The sequence below is a fragment of the Geobacillus sp. G4 genome (genome assembly GCF_040327975.1).
Lineage (GTDB): Bacteria > Bacillota > Bacilli > Bacillales > Anoxybacillaceae > Geobacillus > Geobacillus thermoleovorans.
In genome coordinates this window covers 143901-163085 of sequence record NZ_JBEPJY010000006.1, presented here as the reverse complement: position 1 = coordinate 163085, position 19185 = coordinate 143901, and the positions used below count along the sequence as shown (strand labels likewise).

The following is a 19185-nucleotide window of genomic DNA, read 5'->3' as shown; positions in this document are numbered from 1 at the left end:
CTTCACGATCCATCCCCCTTCTCTTGACGCGATGGCGCCGGCGGCTCGGGCTTTTGCTCGCCCGACTGTCGGACAATGTTTTTTTGGTTGATGAGGCGCGGCCGCTCGCGAAACATCCACGTCGGCACGCGCAACAACGTATCGCCCACGTTCGATGGAATAAACGGGGCGAGCGGCGACATGTACGGCACCCCAAACGAACGCAAGCTGCATAAATGGAGAATCATGACCAACAACCCCATCATGATGCCGTAAAACCCGAACATGGCCGCCAAAAACATCAGCCCAAAGCGGATGAGGCGGGCTGAAATGGCGATGGCAAACGACGGCGTCGCAAAGCTGGCGATCGCCGTGATCGAAACGACGATGACCATCGCCGAGGAGACGAACCCAGCTTCAACCGCCGCCTGGCCGATGACCAAAGCGCCGACGATCGACACCGCCTGGCCGACGGCGCGCGGCAGGCGGACGCCGGCTTCGCGCAAAATTTCAAACGTCACTTCCATGACGAGCGCTTCGACGAATCCCGGAAACGGCACCGCCTCGCGCTGAGCGGCGATGGCGATGACAAGCTGGGTCGGGATCATTTCCTGATGGAATGTCGTCGCCGCGATATAAATCGCTGGGGCTACAAGTGAGAGAAAGAAAATCAATACACGCAAAAATCGGAGGGCGGTGGCGATATCAAAGCGGGCATAGTAGTCTTCCACCGCCTGGAAAAATTGAATAAACACAGCGGGAGCCAATAACACAAACGGCGTCCCTTCCACGAAAACTGCCACTCGCCCTTCGAGCAAGTTGGCAGCGACGATATCAGGGCGTTCGGTATGATATGTCGTCGGAAACGTTGTGAATGTTTGATCTTCAATTAATTGTTCAATATAGCCCGATTCAAGCACGCTGTCGATTTGAATTCGGCGCAGGCGCGCCCTCACTTCCTTGACAATCTCGTCATTGGCGATGCCTTTGATGTACATGATCGCGACATCCGTTTGCGTCACCGTGCCGATTTGCATCGTTTCCAGCCAAAGATTCGGATTTTTAATGCGGCGGCGGATCATCGCGGTGTTCGTGCGCAACGATTCCGTAAATCCCTCGCGCGGACCGCGGACGGCGATTTGCGTTTGCGGCTCTTCAATCGAACGATATTCCCCGCCTTTTGTGCTTGCGCTGACGGCAAACGGCACCCCGTCAATGAGCATGACCGTCGCTCCGGAAAACAGCTCAAAAAAGAGCTTCCCCCAGTCAGAAATATGTTTCACGCCGCCGACCGCGGCGAGCTTTTTCTCGATCCATTGAAACCGTTCTTTTTCCTCAAGCGCCAGCGGAAACGACGCTTGAAGCAATGGCGTCAGTACAAATTCGTACACATTTTTCTCATCGACAAGGCCGTCGACAAAAATAATGGCTGCCTTGATTTGCCATTCCTGGCCCAACGCAAAACGGCGGATGACGACATCGTTGCTCTCTCCGGTCTTTTGGCGAATGATGTCAATATTGACGGCCAGTTCAGCAGAAAGCGGCTCTTGTGGGACATCCGACGCCTCGCCGCTATGGTCCGGTCCTTCCTGCTGCACGCTGTCGTTCATCCGTCCTTGCTGCCGGCGCATCCCCCATTGAAACAGCATGCCCCTCTCCTCCTCGCTCCGCATCATGTTATCCTCCATTATAGACAAGAGGTGAAAAACGTATACAGCGGCGCATCGTTTCCGATGAACAGGTGAACACTAACAGAAAAAGCGGCAGGTGACTGACATTGAACGTCATATTCCTCTCCCTCACCTTTGCGCTGCTATTGATCACCACGGCTGTCGGAATGGATTGGCTGATGGGACTGACGTTGTATCAGTCGTTCCATAACGTCATCAATCCATTCCGCGTCATGGAGACTCCCGAGATGTTCATCTTATTTCTGTTTCTTCTTTTTTGGGCGCTCGATTTGTTGGCCGTATGGCTTTGGCGGCGGAAAAAAACGGCTTCTTGACAAAAATGAAACGGGCAGGAATCTTCCCCTGCCCGTTTTCCTGTCATTTTTCGATTTTCTCCCACATGTGCCGCTCTTCTAGCCATTGACGCACATGGAGGTTGTATTCATCGAGCGAGAGGCTGAATGAATCGCCGTCGCTTTGCAGCAATTCAATATTCCCCTGCCATGTGCTCCCCCCGCCGATGATGTCCTCCACCGGCTCATTCCACAAATCTTGTTTGAGCGCCTGGACAAACGACTCGATCTCCTTCGGATCGGCCAGCACGACCACCGGACGCCCAGTTTCGACATTTCGGATCGTCACTTGGCGGATCGGAGAATAGCTCGGGCGAAGCAGCAAATAATATTGCTGCTTATATTCTTTTGAGCCCATGATGCGCTGAAAATACGGCATGTACGGTTCAATCGGCACTACGTAGCGGCGGAGGAGGCGCGTGCCGTCTTTTAGCACATAGCCGATCACAACTGTCCGGATGTTGGCAAACCGAGGCGGCGACGGCTGATCGTGCACAAGCTGCTCATGAAACGCCCTTACAGCCTTGATGTTTTCTTGGCTGCGCAAAAACTGATCAACTTCTTGAAATGAGCGGCCTATCATTTCAGGATGTTCAAAATTCATAGTCGATTGGCCGAAATATACTTGTTTGATGTCCGCCAGCGCCGGCACGCGCTGTTCGTAACCGAGGGGATCAAAATGAACAAGCAGGCAGATGCCCCCCATCGCTCCCGCAAACGCGATATATCCTTTCCAACGGTGAAAGACGCGCCACGTTTTCGCAATCACCATCTGGGCAATGGCATACCCGATCAAGGAAAAGCTGATATAGCCGAATATCGTCCAGTTCCACTTGCTTTCCACGTTTCCGAAATATAAACCGCCAACAAGCCAAGAACAAAACGCCACTCCATACACAAACAACGGACGAAGCACTGAAAAGGCAAGCGCCTGCCCGGCCGCTTCCGTCGGCCGCCGCTCGTACAGCCAAATGGACAAGCCGAAAAACAGAAGCGACACTAGCAGCAACAGTCCGGCTTCTCCCGCACTCAGCGCCTGATTCGTCAGCATCGCATAGCGAATCGGAATCACCCACTGATTCAGTTCGCTCGATAAATAGTACGTATCCGGAAATCCATACAATAATAACGATAGGTTGCTAAACATAAGGACCATGATGCCGGCCGGGAAAACGAGAAAAATGTTGGTCAGCACGACATGGATCACCGATTGGCCGACGAGCACACCGACCACAATGCCGAGGGCCAAAATGACCGTTTCCACCACCAACGTCTCACCGAACCAGCGCCATACGTCAGAGGCCCCAATCGGCCACGGAAGATCAAGCCCCAATAGACAGCCGATGGCGGCGATCGCTGCCACAACCAGCGGTCCCACGAGCATAAGCCAGCCAAAGACCATTTGCCCCACAAGCAGTTCGGTGCGGCGGATGGGCAAGCTATGAATGAAATCAGCCGACCGTTTCTCGTGCATGTAGCGAAGCACACCGGCCGCCGCCAAGATCGGGACAAGCCAAGCAATCAACGTCTCGAACCCGTTGGATATATAGTATACGTTCTTCCATTGCGGCACATTTCCGACTTTTGGATCATATTGCGAGTACGAAAGCCCAATCGGCAATACGATCGCCGCCAGCCATAACAGCAGATGAATGATGGCAATCCAGCCGATTTGGCGAACATTTTGCGTCCACATGGCGCGGTTAGCCGACAACCGTTTCGCGGACATCGACAACATCCCCCATTTCATACACAAAAATTTCTTCCAACGACAACGGCAAGACGTCAAGAATGAGCGGAGCAAACGAACTCACCGTCTCTTCGATGGATCGTTTCTCGCCGCGGACGACAAGAAGAACGATGCTGCCGCGCTCCTCGCGATGCACGATGTCAAGGCGTTCGGCCAACTCGCTCGGAAATCCGCCGCGAAACGCGACTTGAATTTTATGCATCCCGGCGCGCAGCTCGTTTAAATCGCGCTCCATCCGTACGGTCCCTTGCGCCATCAATCCGACGATGTCGCATAAATCTTCGAGCTCGCGCAAATTGTGCGACGAAATGACGACCGTCATCTCCCGTTCGGCCACTTCTTCTATGAGCAGCTGCTTCACATGACGGCGGACGAATGCATCGAGCCCATCAAGCGGCTCATCCATAATGAGCACATCCGGCTGGACGGAAAAGGCGAGCCAAAACGCCGCTTGGCGCTGCATGCCTTTGGAAAACTGCTGAATTTTTTGATCAACATCAAGCGAAAAAGCGGACCGCAATTCTGTAAACCGCCCGCGGCTGAACGACGGGTACAGTTGCTCGTAAAAATCCGCCATTTGCCGAATCGTCGCGTGCGGAAAAAAGTAGACAAAGTCCGGCAAAAACAAAAGGCGTTGCTTCACCCGGACATTTTCCCACACATCCTCCCCGTCCACTGTAATCGTTCCGCGATCTTGGCGGAGAATGCCGGCCATCATCTTTAGCAGCGTCGTTTTCCCGGCGCCGTTCGGGCCGAGCAGCCCGTAAATCGATCCTTTTGGCACCATCATGTTCGCGCCCTTGACAGCGGCAAATCGATCAAACATTTTCGTCACGTCCACAAGTTGAATCACGATTCTCCCCCTCTTTCTCTCCTTCTCGAACCCATTGCCATAACTGCTCATTTGTCACCCCTAAAAACCGTGCTTCCTTGACAAGACGGACAAGCTGCTCACGGACCGCAGCGATCGCCTCGATGTTTGGTTCTTTCGAGCGCGGGGCAACGAAGCTGCCTTTCCCTGGAATCGAATAAATCCAGCCGTCGCGTTCCAGTTCGCGGTACGCTTTTTGAATCGTGTTCGGATTCACCATCAGCTGTTTCGCCATCGTCCTGACCGATGGCAGCTGATCGTGCGGCTGCCATAGTTCGCGGACGATCATTTCTTTCATTTTGTCAATCAGTTGTTCGTAAATCGGCTGGCGACTGCGGATATCAAGCTCAAACATCTCCCCTCCTCCTCTCATTGTCACAACCGTACTATAACTAATAGTACACATAAAACAGAAGAAAGGCAAGAGTTTTTTCCAAAATAAAGAAAGAATCCATCCCTGGATTCTTTCTTCCTCTCATTCCGACGCCGTCGGCCGCCGCGTTGACCGTTGCCGCTCGGCGGGCTGATACGTCTGAACAAACAGCCCATCTCCTTCGAGCCACTCGGCGATCAACACGTCTTTTGGCGAGGCAATTCCTTGTTTTTGCAGTTTGGCGGCCAGCCATTGCTCCGTTTTCCCAAGCTCCGCTAATTCGTCTGCCAACAGCTGGCCATCCCGGATCAGCGTCACCGGGACATACACCGGGTGGGGTGGCAGACGGAAATCTTCACGCGTCGTTTTTTGATAATGGGCTTTTTTGAGCACGCTGATCTCCCCATCGGCTTCTAAAAAACAAAACGCCACTTCGCGGATCGAAAAGGTCTCATGTTTGCGGAGCAAGCTTTGCAGCTGATTGAGCGTCAAGCGGCTTTTTTTCAAGGCCTCGTAATCAATGACCCCGTTCCGAATGAGCGCCGTCGGTTTGCCCTCGCTCCATAAACGGAAGGAAAGCCATTTTTGACTCGCATATTCCACCGTCATCAGCATCGCTCCCCAAAGGGTGATGGAGTAGAGGATATACCAAAGATGGATATGGTCGTCATACAGGGCATTGCCGAGCAGCTCGCCAAGGACAATAGCCGAGATAAACGTAAACGGGCTCATTTGGCTGATCAACTTTTTGCCGGCGATTTTCACGACAGCGAACAACAGAATAAAGCCGGTGACCAATTCGATCGTCAAATGAAGCCATTTCATGCTGCGCCCCCCTTGCATGCCGTTGATGTTCGCCCTTTCTTCCCTGTATTGTGCCCCCTGCCGCCTGAGAAGTTTCGCTGTTGGTTTGCCGTTTGGACGGATAAATTACCCTAGACTGGAAACACTATCGTTCTAGAGATCGTATAGAAAGAAAGGGATCCATGATGAACGGACAGCCGCTTAGCGTCCTGCAACTATTATTCATGGTCATGCTGTCGGTCGGGCTGATGAATCATGTCATCATCATCCCCTTTATGCTTGAGGCCGCCCACCGCGATGCGTGGATCGCCGCCTTGGGAGCGTTGGGAGGTTTGCTCCTCTGGCTGCCGCTGCTTTATTTCACCATCCGACAACTGAACGGCGAGCGGCTGTTTGACTGGCTCAAGGCCCGATTTTCGAGCGCGGCTGCTTATGCGATGGCCGGTGTCAGCAGCGCATTCTTGCTTCTTCATAGTTTTGTCACGTTAAACGATACGGTCACGTTTACCACCACCTCTTATTTGACGGCGACGCCGAGATGGGCGCTGATTTTGGTCATCGTGGCCGTTTGTTTTTATAACTCGTACCAAGGCATCGACTCGATTGCCAACACTTCCATGATCATTTGCCCGTTCGTCATCGTGTTTGGTTTTTTCGTTATGCTCTCGACCACGCCTCATAAAGATTATTCACTGCTCAGACCAACGCTTGAACATGGTGTTGGACCTGTGCTCAACGGCATGATGTACGCCGGAGCGGGATATGTGGAAGTGATCGTTCTATTGTTTCTCTCCCATCGCCTGCCTCGCCCATTTTCATGGAAGGCGCTTGCCGCCATCGCTGTTTTCACAGCCGGGCTGAGCATCGGGCCGACGATTGGCGCCATCACCGAATTTGGCCCCGAGCAGGCGACGCGCCTTCGCTATCCGGCGTTTGAGCAATGGCGGATGGTCAGTTTAGGGACGTACATTGAGCATGTGGACTTTCTGTCGGTCTATCAATGGCTGTCCGGCGCCTTTATCCGCATCTCCTTATCGACAGCGCTGATTGTGGAATTGTTTCCGATCCGCCATCCGCAACCCCGCCGTTGGGTGCTCATCATTCTCTACTTGGCAATCACATTGGCAGCGCTGGCACCGGTCAGCGATGAACAGTTTTTGCATGTTGTCAAACATTGGGTGCTGCCGGCATCGCTGCTGTTTAGTCTTGCGCTGTCCATTGTGCTGAGTGGTTTCGCTTTGTTGGCATACCGCAAAAAGAAAAGAGGGATGACATGATGAAACGACCGATGCGCGCCGCCGAAGGCAAGCGGTTGAAAGACGATTACACAGGGCTCGAGACCGTCATCATCTCCGAAGAGGCGTTGCGCACGATGTACGCCAAATGCCCTGACGTCATCATGACGGAAGCCGCGATTCCATCCTCTTTGCCTGACGGCTCGGCGGCTGTGGTGCACTTGCTGTTTATTTATTGTGAAGAACTGTGCGATACGCAAATGCTGCAAAAGGCCATCTATCCGATGTTCCGCGAGCTGTGCGAACAGCATCCATGCTTTTCGGCCGCCGACATCGAGGTCCGCAAACCGGCGGCGCTTGAATATATGGGAAAAGAAGTGCGGATCGATGATCTCAACTTCAAGTTATTTAGCGGCGATTTGCTCATTTATTTTCACGAAGCCGATGTCTTGTACACGATGCCGCTCGCCAGCCCGCCAAACCGCGATCCGGAGGAGCCGAACACGGAAGTATCGATCCGCGGGCCCAAAGATGGATTTATTGAAGAAATCAGCAAAAACGTGGCGCTCATCCGCAAGCGGCTGCGCTCGCACCGGCTCGTCTATGAACCGTTTGTCATCGGCACGCGCAGCCAGACAAAAGTCGGGCTCCTTTATGTCGATGATATTGCCAACACCGCCATCATCGATGAGGTGAGAAGCCGCCTGCTCAGTTTGTACATCGACTCGGTGACAAGCACCAATCAAATTGAGGAGTGGCTGTCCGACACCCGGTTTTCCTTGTTTCCATTGTTCGGCTATACCGGGCGGCCCGATTTCGCCGTCAATTCGCTCCTCAACGGCCGTTTTATCATCTTGGTCGACGGCGCGCCGACTGCCCTGATCGGTCCGGGCAATTTAACGTTTTTGCTGAACACGTCGGAAGATAACAACACGTTTTTCCTGTTTGTCGTGTTTCAGCGACTTCTCCGGCTTGTCGGCACCTCGGTCGCCATTTATTTGCCGGGCGCCTGGGTCGCTCTGACTTCCTTCCATCCAGATCAGCTGCCATTTACCTTGCTGGCGACGCTTATTTTGTCGCGCCAAGGGGTCCCGCTTCCGGTGCCGCTGGAGATGTTCATTATGATGATTTTGTTTGAAGTGTTTAAAGAAGCTGGGATGCGGCTGCCGATCGCCATCGGGCAGACGCTGTCGGTCGTCGGCGGCTTGATCATCGGCCAGGCGGCGATCAACGCCGGGCTCGCTGCCCCGGCGACGCTCGTTATTGCCGCCATTGCTGTCATCTCGACATTCACGCTCGTCAACCAAAACATGGCCGGCAGCGTCACCTTGCTGCGCTTTATTGCATTAACGTCTGCTTCCGTTCTTGGCCTGTTCGGTTTTATTCTGTCGCTGTTCTTGATCCTAACCTATGCCGTCAACTTGCGCACCTGCGGCGTTCCATATCTCACGCCGCTGGCGCCGCCCTCAAAAGATATCGGGAAAGTATTTATCCCAAGTACATGGAAACAGTTCCGCACGCGCGACCGCATTGTGCGCCCAAATGATCTCATTGCGAAAGAGAGGGAACAAAAATGAGGAAGCGGCTCTTTCCCATCATCGCTTCCGTCATCTTGCTCAGCGGCTGTTGGGATACGCGCAACATTGATCATATTGTGTACGTTCATTCGATCGGAGTCGATTACAAAAACGGCCAAGTGATCGCCTACGTCCAGCTGGTCGGATTCACCGCCCTCGCCAAAGTCGAAGCCGGGGGCGGCAAAGAGAAAGCAGCCGTTTCGATCGGCAAAGCGGCCGGCGAAACGTTTAATATCGCGACCGACAAAATCTACCCTTCCATTCAACAAAGGGTGTCATGGGGTCATGTAAAAAGCCTTGTCTTTACCAAACGGGCCTTGCAAAAAGGCATCGTGGCCGATGTGATCGACGTGCTGAACCGTTACAACGAAATTCGCCATACGGCATGGGTGTACGCCACCGATGAGCCGCTGTCCGAGCTGTTTGAAGCGACGCCGCTGTTAAACGCTTCCTCCTATTATTCGCTGTTGTCCAACCCGGAAGAAATCTTTCAACAAAGTTCGTTCATCCGCCCGATCCGGCTCAACCGGCTGATTGCCGATATGGATGAAAAAGCCGCCACGGCAAGGCTTCCTTATTTAACGATCGACCGCCGGCGCTGGATCGAAAATAAAAAGCCAAAACCGATGTTGGCGGTTTCCGGTGTTTGTTTTCTTCACGATTATACTCTGCAAGGATGCGTCCGCCGTTCCGATCTAGAGGGACTGCGCTGGCTCGAACACGACATTCGCCGCACCCCGATTTATGTCAAACAAAAAGGGAAAACGATCGCCTCGCTTGTCGTCCGCAATCCAAAAACCAAATGGTCAGTCAAGGCGAAGGACGGAGAACCCGCGTTTGCTGTCCAAGTCGAGGCGCAAGGAAGCATCATCGAACTGCGCAAGCCGCTCTCGCGAAAACAACTGGTCCAACTGGCGGAACAAACGGTGAAGCAGGAGATCCGCCGCCTGTATGAACTCGGCAAGGCGCGGCGGATCGATACGTTGAATGTGTCGGAACAGCTGTACCGCCAGCGTCCAAATATTTGGAAAAAACATCAGTCCAACGGCCTCATCCCGCTCGGCGACAACACGCTGTCCGTGAGCGTCAAACTCGCGATCGGAGCATCCGGAAAAGAAAAGTTGAATTACCGGGCCGGTGATTGAAAAGACAAAAAATTAAGGTATAATTAGGAATATTAAGATATGTTTTGAACGGGGGAGAACGATGAACACCCATACAGAGCGAACGAGCGCCGTCGGCATGACCGTCTACCCGATTTTGTTCGCCATCATCCTCGGCCACTTTTTGAACGATGCAATGCAAGCGGTCATCCCGGCGCTCTTTCCGATTTTGCGCTCGACAATGGAGCTGTCGTATGCGCAAATCGGCTGGGTCGCCTTTGCCTTGAACATGACATCATCTGTCATGCAACCGGCTGCTTCCGAACCATGTCGGCATGGCGTCCGGACTCATCGTCGGCCTGGCGTTTGACATGGGGGCGCTCGGCGCGGTCGTGCTCGGCAAAATCGCCGACTTGTCGTCGCTCGGCACATGAATGCGGCTTTGCAGCGTGCTGCCGCTCTTTGGCGTCTTGGCGGTTTGGCTGCCAAAAGACCGGACATCGCCTATTCATATTTTTCTTTCAATCTCTTTTCGCTATAATGAAAGGTGATGAGGTCTATTCAGTTAGGAGATTTTTCGTATGGCGGGTTTATACATTAACCAGCACGTCCTGAACAACTTATTTTATATTTTAGTCACGATCTTTGCCTTTTCGTTTATTTATGACCATAGTCGAGCGATCCGGCAGCGCCCGCTCTATGGCCAGGCGCTGCTTGGGGCTTGTTTGGCGTTGGCGGCCGTTTTGTGCATGAAATTTCCGATTTACATTGATCCGCTGTGCGTCCATGATTTCCGGCAAATTCCGTTTTTGCTTGGGACATTGTATGGCGGCGGCGCGGTCGGGGCGGTGCTGTTTGTTGTCTTGATGCTGGCACGCACCGTTTTGTACGGATTTCAGCCGCTCACGTTGATCGTTTACGCCATCATGTTTGCCATAGCGGCGGCCGCTTCGCCGCTGTTTCGCAAGCTGCCGCAGCCGAGCAAGCTCGTTATGTCGCTTTGGCTGACGTTTTTGCTCGCGGTGCTGACGACATTTGTCGCCGTGATTGTTGCTGATTTTCCGGTAACGAAGCCGTATATCGTGTATTTCATTATGATGCCGCCGTTTGTCATGATGTTTGCCGTCTATTTAATGGAGACGCTTCATGAGGCGCAGCTCGCTCGGGCAGAGCTGATGAAAATGGAAAAAATGGAGATTGTCAGCCAAATGGCAGCCAGCATTTCCCATGAAATTCGCAACCCGCTCACCGTCGTCAAAGGGTTCATCCAGCTGCTGCAAACGGGTCGGTTGCCGCGAGAAACCGAAGAGCGGTACATTCGCATCGCCTTAGAGGAACTCGAGCGGGCGGAAGCCATCATCCGCGACTATTTGACGTTTGCCAAACCGGCGCCGAAAGAAACCGAGCCGATTGATGTCGCCACCCAGCTTCAGAAAGTGCTGCAAATGATTACGCCAATGGCGCATATGCATTCGATCCATGTATCCTCTTCCCTCGAACATGGTGTCGTCAACGGAAACGTACAATATTTCCAACAGTGTTTTCTCAACTTGTTGAAAAATAGCATTGAGGCGATGCCAAACGGCGGTACGCTCCATGTTGCGGCCGAGAACCGGGAAACGTCGGTCGTCATCACCATTGCTGACAACGGCGTTGGCATGACGAAAGAGCAAGTGCGCCGCTTCGGCGAGCCATACTTCAGCACGAAAGAAAAAGGCACCGGGCTTGGTGCAATGGTTGCCGTCAAAATCATCGAACAAATGGGCGGGACGTGGACGATCGAAAGCGCCGTACAAAAAGGGACGACGTTGACAATCACGCTGCCGGCAAGCCGGGTGGGACCGCCGACGGCGGAACGAAGCGCCGTCGGCTGAACGAAAAAACGGATGACCTGTTTTGGACATCCGTTTTTTCTTGGTGATTGGCGCGATCACTTGACTTCCTCAAAATAATCTTTGTAAAACCCGCCGACTTTTCCGCTGTTGTCGATGACAAAATAAAACTCGTCCGTTTCGCTTTTCACTTCATATACTTTGCCCGGCGTCAACACATTGCTGACCATGTACTTTTCCGCGTTCGTGTGAACGCACTTTACTTTTTTGATCGTCGGCCGGGTCGCCCATGTGTGATGAATCATGGCGTCATCCCCTTATCTAGATGGTGTTCTCTTTTTTATTGTAGCGGGACGGCGCGCCGGCTGCAACTTGGAATTCCCGCTCCCTGCCAAACAGCGATGCCAATGATTGGCTGCAACAGGGGATCATGCTATCATGAGGATGTACCGACGATTCTGAAAGGGGAGATTTCGATGTTTTTGCCTTCGTTTCGCTTGGACGGAAAAACGGCGTTAGTGACGGGAGCCGGACGCGGCATCGGCCGGGCGATCGCGATCGGGTTCGCTGAAGCCGGGGCCGATGTGGCGCTCATCGCCCGCACGGAAGCTGATTTGCAAGAAACGGCAAGCCATATCGAACAGTTCGGCCGGAAAGCGTACATATATCCGCTTGATGTCATCGACCGGAAAGCCGTGCATGACGCCGTCGCCAATGTCAAACAACAAGCCGGATCACTTGATATCGTTGTCAACAACGCTGGCATGAACATCCGCACCCCGGCTTTGGATGTGACGGATCATGAGTGGGAAACGATTATGAACACCAACTTAAAGTCGGCGTTTCTCGTCTCACAAGAAGCCGGTCGCGTCATGAAAGAACAAAAGCAAGGAGGAAACATCATCAACATCGCTTCCGTCGCCGGCCATGTCGCCTTGCGCACCGGGGTTGTGTATGCGGCGACAAAAGCGGCGCTCATCCAAATGACGAAAGTGCTGGCGTTTGAGTGGGGGCGCTACGGCATACGCGTCAACGCGATCGGCCCATGGTATTTCCGGACGCCGCTCACCAAAACGCTGCTTGAGGACGAAGCGTATGTGAACGACATTTTGGCCGTCACGCCGCTCAAGCGGATTGGCGAGCTGCCTGAGCTCGTCGGCCCGGCTGTGTTCCTCGCCTCCGATGCGTCAAGCTATATAACCGGCCAAACGCTATTCGTCGATGGCGGCATGACGATCCACGGCTTTTGAGTAAAACACGCCTTGATGACGCACCCTATAAACGCAGCAGTCCATATCCACAAGGGGGTACCAATGATGGATGAGCAAGAAAGCAAACGGCAATTTCAAGACGATCTGGACCAATACCGAATGGACAACGTCATACACGCCCCGAAGCACTATGTGTACCAAGTCGGCTACGAAGCATCAAGCGGCAACCCGACCGGCGGCCATCGAGACGCGAAAAAAACGCGCGAATGGCCGCACAGCTAGACCGGGAAGGAACTCCCTTTCCGGTTTTTTTGGCTGGCCGATCTCCCCGCTTTGTATAGGCGGCGATCGTTGGGAAAAGAACTTCCTTCGCAATTTTTTGATGAATTCTCTTGCCCCTATAACCAGAGCCCGTCGAATCTGCGGCTGCGCCTTCAGCCTAAGGTGGAGCCAACAACCGCCCGTTATGGCTCATCGCGCACACCCTCAAATTCGATGATGCGCCCGCACGGCTCAACCATCGTTTCGCCGTTCGTTTCCACTTCGCGGAAAATCGGTTGCTCGATGCGGCGGACAGGGCGGTAGCCTTCCTGTTTCATTCGCTCTAAACAGGCGGCGATCGTTTCCCCTTCCGCTACAGTAAACCGTTTTTTCTTCATCGCTTTCCTGGCCAAAGAGGCGCGCCCTCCCTCCTCCCACTAGAAATGTTGACATATCAAGGCTTCACGGCCTTTCCTTATAACTATTGTACCCCAAAAAAGAAGCCGGATCGCTTCATCCGGTTCAGCATGTTTTCTGCACATATTTTCGGTACAGCCCGTACAGCTCCGCCGCCTTGTACGTTTCAATTTTTTTCCGTCCAACCGGATGACGGGCGATGCCCGCCTTTTTCAACTCAGCCACAAGCCATCCTTTCGAGCCGAAATGCGCCATGGGCGCTCCCCCTCCTTTTTCGTGCGGCTTGTCTTTATATATATGCGCCTAAACAGGGGATAAGAACGCCTTTGGCAACAGCTTATTCATGCTTGCCGCCATGCCCTTTTCCGTGCTTTTTTTCTTTTTTCTCTTTTTTGTTTTTTCCTTTTTCATGGCCGGGCGTACGCGGTTTTTCCTTCACCTTTGGCGGCACGGATTCAGGCGCCTTTGGCTCACGTTTTTTGTGTTCTCGTTCCGCTTGTTTCACAAGCGGCAGCGAGAAGCGGACGACAGGCTCGTCGGCCAGCGCTTTTTCCATCATATGGCGGAAAATGATGGCCGCCGTTTCCCCGCTCGTCGTCGTCAAATAATGTGTTTCGTCCGGCCGGTCATAGCCGAGCCAAAGCGCACCGACCAGCTGCGGCGTATAGCCGACCATCCATTGGTCTTTCACCCCGTCGATGCCGGGGATCGTCATTTCGGTCGACCCGGTTTTGCCCGCAAGCTCCCGCCCCGGGATGGCAGCGCGCTTCCCGGTCCCTTCGCGGATGACGCCTTCGAGCAAAAACGTCATTTGCTGCGCCACTTTCTTGGACGTGACAACCGTTCGCCGCGGCTTCCACTCCGCTACCTTGCGGCCGTAAGCATCAACGATTTTTGTAATGAGATGGCCGTCCAAACGGACGCCGTCATTGGCGAATACGGCGTACGCTTCCGCCATCTCGAGCGGCGAGACGCCGCGGGACATGCCGCCGAGCGCGATGCCGAGCTGGCGGTCCTCTTTTTCCAACGGCAAACCAAACCGGTGCAGCGCCTCCATCCCTTTGTCAAGGCCGATTTCGTTTAACAGCCAGACGGCCGGCACATTGAGCGAATGGATGATCGCCTCATACATCGTCACCGTGCCGCGGTGCGTGTGGTCGTAGTTTTGCGGGCGGTAGCCGCCGAGATTAAGCGGCTCGTCTTTGAGTAGCGAAAACGGCCCGTACCCTTGTTCGAGCGCCGGCGTGTACACGGCGAGCGGCTTGAGCGTTGACCCCGGTTGACGCCTGAGCTCTGTGGCGCGATTGAAACCGCGGAACACATGGCGGCCGCGGCCGCCGACAAGCGCCTTCACCCCGCCCGTTTTCGGGTCGAGCAGCACTGCTCCGCTTTGGACAGGCACACCGTCCGGGCTTGATGGAAACAGCGAATCATTCGCATACACGGCTTCAAGCGCTTGTTGCATGTTCGGGTCAAGCTCCGTGTAAATGCGGAGCCCCCCGGAAAGGACATCGCTTTGCGTCAGGCCGTATTGTGCAATCGCTTCGTGGATTAGTTCATCGACGTAGTACGGATATTTTCCGGCATACGGGTCGCGTTTTGGTTCCTGTTGAATGGCAATGTGCTCGTTTTTCGCGGCGATCCACTCTTGATCATCGATATAGCCTTGTTCTTTCATGAGCGACAAGACGACATTGCGCCGGGCGACCGCCTTATCGTAATGACGGACCGGCGATAAAGCGGACGGTGCTTTGATGAGACCAGCCAACATGGCGGATTCGCTTAGCGTCAACTCAGAAACGTCTTTGCCAAAGTACGTTTTCGCCGCGCTGGCCACCCCCCACGCCCCCGCACCGAAATAAATGCGATTGATGTACATTTCTAAAATTTCTTGTTTGCTGTACGTGCGCTCAATTTTTTGTGCGATCAACCATTCCTTCCATTTGCGTGTCAACGTTTTTTCATTCGTTAAAAAGACGTTTTTCGCCAGCTGTTGAGTGATCGTGCTGCCGCCCTCGACCCACGCCCCGGCGCGAATGTTGCGCCACATCGCGCGCAAAAGCCCATAATAATCGACGCCATCATGCTCGTAAAAGCGGCGGTCTTCCGTCGCGACGATGGCCTCAAGAAAATAGTTGGGCACCCTGTCGATCGGCACTTCTTCGATGTTTGCCGCCGCGAGCTTGCTCGCGATGCGGCCGTGTTCATCATAAATGATTGTCGCTGCCGGCAACGGTGTTTCCAAGGCGGCAATGTTTTGTCGATCAATCGCCCACTCGAGCGCAGCAACAACGGCGGCCAAAGCCAAGGCGGCGACAACGAGCGCCTGCAGCCAACACCGTCTTCGTCTTGTTTGTCTCATTTGCTGCCTGCTTTGCGCCTCCACAATGTTCCCCCCTGTCTCTTCGTCACGATTATACGATTCGCAGCCGGCCGCCCGTTTTCGTCTCTTTTCCATGGCTCAAAACAAAAAAGAAGCGGCCGTGTGCGCCGCTTCCCTTGTTTACGCCGATGGCGATTTCTGCTTTTTTCCTTTTAAGAAAAACGCCATGACGAGCGCCACCACCGTTAAGCCAGTAGCGACGAAAAAGGCGTCGTTGATCCCCTCGACCGTTGACCGTTGCTGCACAAGTCCATACAACAGCTGAGCGATCGCCTCATCACTTGGGATGGCCTGTTTCAGTTGGCCGACAAGGCTCATGAACAACGGATTGTTTTCCGTCATTTCATTGCGATAAGCTTCCACATGGAATTTCGTCCGGTTGGACATGATCGTCACCAAGAACGCCGTCCCGAGCGAAGCAGCCACTTGACGAATCGTATTCGACATCGCCGTGCCGTGGCTGTACAAATGGCGCGGCAAGGCGTTCAACCCTTCCGTCATAATCGGCATTCCGAGCATCGACATGCCGAACATGCGGAAAATGTAAAGCCAAATCAACTGGCTGTATGGCGTATCCATCGTCAGCTTGCTGAATTCCCATGTCGTCACGGCGGTGATGATCAAGCCAACGATAGCGAGCATCCGCGCGCCGATGCGGTCAAACACCCAACCAGAGATCGGCGACATGACCGCCATCACAATCGCCCCCGGCAGCAACAGCAAACCGGCATCGAGCGGCGTAAAGCCGCGCAAGTTTTGCAAATACACCGGAAGCAAGACCATGGCGGCAAACATCGCCATGTTAATGACCGAACCGATGACGGTCGCCAACGTAAACACTGGGTAGCGGAACACACGGAAATTGAGCACCGGATGCTCCGAGCGCAGCGAACGCCATGTGAACATGATGAGGAACAAGGCGCCGATGACAAGCGAAACAACCACTTCCGTCTCGCTCCATCCTTTGCTTCCGGCCTCGCTGAAGCCATACAGAACGCCGCCAAACCCGATCGTGGAGTAGACCGCCCCTTGCACGTCCAGCACTGGATTGCCTTTACGCGGCGTATGTTTCAGCCAGACGGAGGCAAGCACAATGTCTAAAATCGCGATCGGCAACACGACGTAAAACAACAGCCGCCATGTATAATGTTCAACGATCCAGCCAGACAGCGTCGGCCCGACCGCCGGCGCAAACATCATGGCGATTCCGACCGTTCCCATGGCCACCCCGCGGCGTTCCGGCGGGAAAATCGACAACATAATGACCATCATCAGCTGCATAATAATGCCGGCCCCGACCGCTTGTGTCAGCCGCCCTGTGAGCATGACGGCAAACGACGGAGCGATCGAGCAGACAAACGCGCCGATGGCGAAAAACGACATGCCCGATAAAAACAACCGTTTCGCTGGAAACTTGGCGATTAAAAACGGGCTGATCGGGATGAGCACCCCGTTGACGAGCATATAGCCGGTCACGAGCCATTGAATCGTCGACGTTTCCACGTTGAAATCTTGCATCATATGCGGCAAGGCGACGTTGATCAACGTTTGATTCAAAATGGCGACAAACGCGCCCAGCATGACCGTCGCCACAACCTTGCCGCGGCTGCCGATATCCCCAAGGCCGCCTTGACCGGCTGGAGCGGCCGGACGCCCATCCGTTCCTGTCGACGGCTCTGCTTTCGTTTCCGCTAACGGTTGAGCGTTGGCTTCCGCCGCTTCATCCGCCGCCTTCCCTGCGGCTGAAGCCGGCTTGCGGCGGCGCAGCGCGATGTTGACCGCCGCCAAGACCAAAACGGCAAACACAATATAACCAATGACAAATGTTGTCATCTTCCATCACCTACTTATGGATGCGGACGGTGACGTTCATGCCCGGCACAAGTCCGGCTCCGCTGTAGTTGTCAATGGAAATCGTCACCGGGATGACTTGGGTCACTTTCGTGTAGTTGCCGGTCGCATTGGAACTTGGCAGCAGACTGAACGTATTCGCTGTCGCGTTGCCGATTTTTTCGACTTTGCCGCTGAATTTGCGATCCGGATACGCATCGACATAAATATCGACGTCTTGCCCGATTTTCACGTCTTCAATATCCGTCTCTTCAATATTCGCCGTCACCCACAAATCGTTCAAATCAAACCCGCGGGCCAGCGGCATCCCCGCGGCGACAAACGAGTCCTTGACTGCGTTTTGCTGCACGATCGTCATCCGATGCGGCACTGTCACCGGAATCGTTGTTTTGCCGTCAAACACCTCGCCGATTTCTTCCCCAGCTGAGAAGGTTTTTCCCGTGTCGCCCCGCCAGGATGTCAGCTTCCCGGACAGCGGCGCAGCGACGGAGATGACCTGGCCGTCGATGCGGGCGTTGTCCGTTTTAATGTAGTTCGTTGCTTCATTCACATAGTAGTAGGCGGCAAAGCCTCCACCGACAAGCAAAATGAGCACAATGATGTTCAGCGCAACCAATCGTTTCACGTTCACCGTCTATTCCTCCCCGAGTAAAATTGCTTTAATTTTTTCATGAAGATGCAAAAACTGTTCAATCTCCTCTGGAGAGACGAGTTCTTGAATGCGGCCAAGCCGCCGGCGCAGCACCGACTGCTCGCCAAACGCTTCCGACACCGTCTCTTTTCCTTTTTCCGTCAAACTCAAAATGACCGCGCGCCGATCTTGCTTTGACGGCTCACGGACAACAAGGCCGGCGCCGACGAGCCGGTCAACCGTGCCGCTGACATTGCTGTTGCTTAAGTTTAATTTTTCCGCCAAGTCATTCAGGCGAATATGCTCTTTTTTCAGCAGCGTATATAAGACGATCAGCTGCACCTCTGTCACCCCGACGCGGGCGGCGTCCTCGCGGATGAGGCGATAAAGCGCCTTTTGCGTCCGGAAGACAGCGTACATGATGTCCCGGCTGATCCCTTCCATTCATCCCCCTCCTTGCCTCATCTTTCTTGTTGGAATAGTTTCAATACGAATTATCCCTGCACGAAATATGATTATAACATGAAAACAGGGAAAATCAACTATATTGTTTCATGTCTTTTTGAGAAAACATACGCAACGAAAAAGAGTCCAACCGGATGTTTTGCATCCAGTTGGACTCTTTTGCCAACTCCTCATTCGTGAATCCGCGCCGCTGTTGCCGTTGGCTGAATGCAGTTTCTCAACCACGCTCCACCAGGTGGGTGTTCGCAGAAGCGTTCCTGCCGTCCTCCATCACGAATATTGAGGCATGACATTCCCGCTTCAATGTAGAACTCCCTTTTGATTGCCATCGGTTGAAACTTCATTCTACAACGCACAACGCAGCAACGGATTGGTGATTATTATGATACATGATCTGCCGTCCCTTGGCAAGAGGGACA

General features: G+C 53.8%; 19 protein-coding genes, 1 other RNA gene and 1 pseudogene. 8 read left to right on the top strand and 13 right to left on the bottom strand.

The features are described from left to right. Window positions 1–2: 2 nt before the first annotated feature. Complete coding sequence (locus ABS784_RS09600; RefSeq protein WP_352512282.1) at window positions 3–1628, bottom strand: spore germination protein; 1626 nt, start codon at window positions 1626–1628, stop codon at window positions 3–5. Window positions 1629–1756: 128 nt separating this feature from the next. Between ABS784_RS09600 and ABS784_RS09595 the strand changes: the two genes are divergently transcribed. Beyond that, on the top strand, window positions 1757–1984 hold the full coding sequence (locus tag ABS784_RS09595; protein ID WP_044731297.1) for a YczF family membrane protein: 228 nt from the start codon (window positions 1757–1759) through the stop codon (window positions 1982–1984). Window positions 1985–2027: 43 nt separating this feature from the next. On the opposite strand, the gene ABS784_RS09590 is transcribed toward ABS784_RS09595, so the two are convergent. The 4 genes from ABS784_RS09590 to ABS784_RS09575 form a co-directional block, all read right to left on the bottom strand. Beyond that, window positions 2028–3731 (bottom strand): ABC transporter permease, encoded by a 1704-nt coding sequence (locus ABS784_RS09590; protein WP_352512280.1) that lies wholly within the window; start codon window positions 3729–3731, stop codon window positions 2028–2030. Next, window positions 3706–4605: an ABC transporter ATP-binding protein gene (locus ABS784_RS09585; protein WP_014195739.1), complete on the bottom strand. Its 900-nt coding sequence runs from the start codon at window positions 4603–4605 to the stop codon at window positions 3706–3708. Before ABS784_RS09585 ends, ABS784_RS09590 begins: the two co-directional genes overlap by 26 nt. Further along, entirely contained in the window at window positions 4571–4978 is a 408-nt protein-coding gene (locus tag ABS784_RS09580; RefSeq protein WP_015374759.1) for a GntR family transcriptional regulator, read from the bottom strand. Before ABS784_RS09580 ends, ABS784_RS09585 begins: the two co-directional genes overlap by 35 nt. 120 nt (window positions 4979–5098) lie before the next feature. Then, window positions 5099–5821, bottom strand: coding sequence for a DUF421 domain-containing protein (locus ABS784_RS09575; RefSeq protein ID WP_352512277.1), 723 nt, complete (start codon window positions 5819–5821; stop codon window positions 5099–5101). Between the two features lie 164 nt (window positions 5822–5985). On the opposite strand from ABS784_RS09575, the gene ABS784_RS09570 reads away from it, so the two are divergent. The 5 genes and pseudogenes from ABS784_RS09570 to ABS784_RS09550 all read left to right on the top strand — a co-directional run bounded on the left by ABS784_RS09570 (window position 5986) and on the right by ABS784_RS09550 (window position 11589). Then, on the top strand, window positions 5986–7077 hold the full coding sequence (locus ABS784_RS09570) for a GerAB/ArcD/ProY family transporter (RefSeq protein ID WP_352512276.1): 1092 nt from the start codon (window positions 5986–5988) through the stop codon (window positions 7075–7077). Then, entirely contained in the window at window positions 7077–8612 is a 1536-nt protein-coding gene (locus ABS784_RS09565) for a spore germination protein (RefSeq protein WP_352512357.1), read from the top strand. The genes ABS784_RS09570 and ABS784_RS09565 overlap by 1 nt, the downstream gene beginning before the upstream one ends. Continuing rightward, window positions 8609–9757 carry a Ger(x)C family spore germination protein gene (locus ABS784_RS09560; protein WP_352512274.1) on the top strand — a complete coding sequence of 383 codons (1149 nt, stop codon included), beginning with the start codon at window positions 8609–8611 and terminating at the stop codon, window positions 9755–9757. Before ABS784_RS09565 ends, ABS784_RS09560 begins: the two co-directional genes overlap by 4 nt. A 61-nt stretch (window positions 9758–9818) precedes the next feature. Next, a pseudogene (locus ABS784_RS09555) lies at window positions 9819–10028 on the top strand (hypothetical protein); the annotation flags it as partial. A 268-nt stretch (window positions 10029–10296) separates the two neighbouring features. Further along, the gene (locus ABS784_RS09550; RefSeq protein WP_352512272.1) at window positions 10297–11589 is read left to right on the top strand and encodes an ATP-binding protein; all 1293 of its coding nucleotides are present in this window, start codon (window positions 10297–10299) and stop codon (window positions 11587–11589) included. A 56-nt stretch (window positions 11590–11645) separates the two neighbouring features. Here ABS784_RS09550 and ABS784_RS09545 read toward each other — a convergent pair whose 3' ends face one another. Then, window positions 11646–11852, bottom strand: a complete 207-nt coding sequence (locus ABS784_RS09545; protein ID WP_011231108.1) for a DUF6501 family protein — start codon at window positions 11850–11852, stop codon at window positions 11646–11648. A 171-nt stretch (window positions 11853–12023) separates the two neighbouring features. Here ABS784_RS09545 and ABS784_RS09540 point away from each other — a divergent pair, with 171 nt between their 5' ends. Further along, window positions 12024–12797: an SDR family NAD(P)-dependent oxidoreductase gene (locus ABS784_RS09540; protein WP_011231107.1), complete on the top strand. Its 774-nt coding sequence runs from the start codon at window positions 12024–12026 to the stop codon at window positions 12795–12797. A gap of 66 nt (window positions 12798–12863) precedes the next feature. After that, window positions 12864–13040 (top strand): hypothetical protein, encoded by a 177-nt coding sequence (locus tag ABS784_RS09535; protein ID WP_173400022.1) that lies wholly within the window; start codon window positions 12864–12866, stop codon window positions 13038–13040. A gap of 182 nt (window positions 13041–13222) precedes the next feature. Here the strand turns inward: ABS784_RS09535 and ABS784_RS09530 are convergent, their stop codons facing one another. From ABS784_RS09530 to ssrS, 7 genes are all read right to left on the bottom strand, one after another. Then, on the bottom strand, window positions 13223–13417 hold the full coding sequence (locus ABS784_RS09530; RefSeq protein WP_044733126.1) for an NETI motif-containing protein: 195 nt from the start codon (window positions 13415–13417) through the stop codon (window positions 13223–13225). 124 nt (window positions 13418–13541) lie between these two features. Beyond that, window positions 13542–13691: a YflJ family protein gene (locus ABS784_RS09525; protein WP_011231104.1), complete on the bottom strand. Its 150-nt coding sequence runs from the start codon at window positions 13689–13691 to the stop codon at window positions 13542–13544. 82 nt (window positions 13692–13773) lie between these two features. Then, window positions 13774–15822 (bottom strand): transglycosylase domain-containing protein, encoded by a 2049-nt coding sequence (locus tag ABS784_RS09520; protein WP_042379521.1) that lies wholly within the window; start codon window positions 15820–15822, stop codon window positions 13774–13776. A gap of 117 nt (window positions 15823–15939) precedes the next feature. Further along, complete coding sequence (locus tag ABS784_RS09515; RefSeq protein WP_352512269.1) at window positions 15940–17652, bottom strand: DHA2 family efflux MFS transporter permease subunit; 1713 nt, start codon at window positions 17650–17652, stop codon at window positions 15940–15942. Window positions 17653–17662: 10 nt separating this feature from the next. Further along, window positions 17663–18301, bottom strand: coding sequence for an HlyD family secretion protein (locus tag ABS784_RS09510; RefSeq protein ID WP_014195721.1), 639 nt, complete (start codon window positions 18299–18301; stop codon window positions 17663–17665). Window positions 18302–18304: 3 nt separating this feature from the next. Beyond that, a complete protein-coding gene (locus ABS784_RS09505; RefSeq protein WP_011231100.1) occupies window positions 18305–18745 on the bottom strand; it encodes a MarR family winged helix-turn-helix transcriptional regulator in 441 nt (146 codons plus the stop codon). Between the two features lie 201 nt (window positions 18746–18946). Then, window positions 18947–19135, bottom strand: a non-coding RNA gene (gene ssrS, locus ABS784_RS09500) — 6S RNA. Window positions 19136–19185: the final 50 nt, after the last annotated feature.

Excerpts from the sequence above, each read along its gene's own strand:
- ABS784_RS09600 (WP_352512282.1), bottom strand. The coding sequence starts at position 1,628 with ATGCTGTTTCAATGGGGGATGCGCCGGCAGCAAGGACGGATGAACGAC.
- ABS784_RS09590 (WP_352512280.1), bottom strand. The coding sequence starts at position 3,731 with ATGTCCGCGAAACGGTTGTCGGCTAACCGCGCCATGTGGACGCAAAAT.
- ABS784_RS09580 (WP_015374759.1), bottom strand. The coding sequence starts at position 4,978 with ATGTTTGAGCTTGATATCCGCAGTCGCCAGCCGATTTACGAACAACTG.
- ABS784_RS09575 (WP_352512277.1), bottom strand. The coding sequence starts at position 5,821 with ATGAAATGGCTTCATTTGACGATCGAATTGGTCACCGGCTTTATTCTG.
- ABS784_RS09570 (WP_352512276.1), top strand. The coding sequence starts at position 5,986 with ATGAACGGACAGCCGCTTAGCGTCCTGCAACTATTATTCATGGTCATG.
- ABS784_RS09565 (WP_352512357.1), top strand. The coding sequence starts at position 7,077 with ATGAAACGACCGATGCGCGCCGCCGAAGGCAAGCGGTTGAAAGACGAT.
- ABS784_RS09560 (WP_352512274.1), top strand. The coding sequence starts at position 8,609 with ATGAGGAAGCGGCTCTTTCCCATCATCGCTTCCGTCATCTTGCTCAGC.
- ABS784_RS09550 (WP_352512272.1), top strand. The coding sequence starts at position 10,297 with ATGGCGGGTTTATACATTAACCAGCACGTCCTGAACAACTTATTTTAT.
- ABS784_RS09545 (WP_011231108.1), bottom strand. The coding sequence starts at position 11,852 with ATGATTCATCACACATGGGCGACCCGGCCGACGATCAAAAAAGTAAAG.
- ABS784_RS09540 (WP_011231107.1), top strand. The coding sequence starts at position 12,024 with ATGTTTTTGCCTTCGTTTCGCTTGGACGGAAAAACGGCGTTAGTGACG.
- ABS784_RS09535 (WP_173400022.1), top strand. The coding sequence starts at position 12,864 with ATGGATGAGCAAGAAAGCAAACGGCAATTTCAAGACGATCTGGACCAA.
- ABS784_RS09530 (WP_044733126.1), bottom strand. The coding sequence starts at position 13,417 with ATGAAGAAAAAACGGTTTACTGTAGCGGAAGGGGAAACGATCGCCGCC.
- ABS784_RS09525 (WP_011231104.1), bottom strand. The coding sequence starts at position 13,691 with ATGGCGCATTTCGGCTCGAAAGGATGGCTTGTGGCTGAGTTGAAAAAG.
- ABS784_RS09515 (WP_352512269.1), bottom strand. The coding sequence starts at position 17,652 with ATGACAACATTTGTCATTGGTTATATTGTGTTTGCCGTTTTGGTCTTG.
- ABS784_RS09505 (WP_011231100.1), bottom strand. The coding sequence starts at position 18,745 with ATGGAAGGGATCAGCCGGGACATCATGTACGCTGTCTTCCGGACGCAA.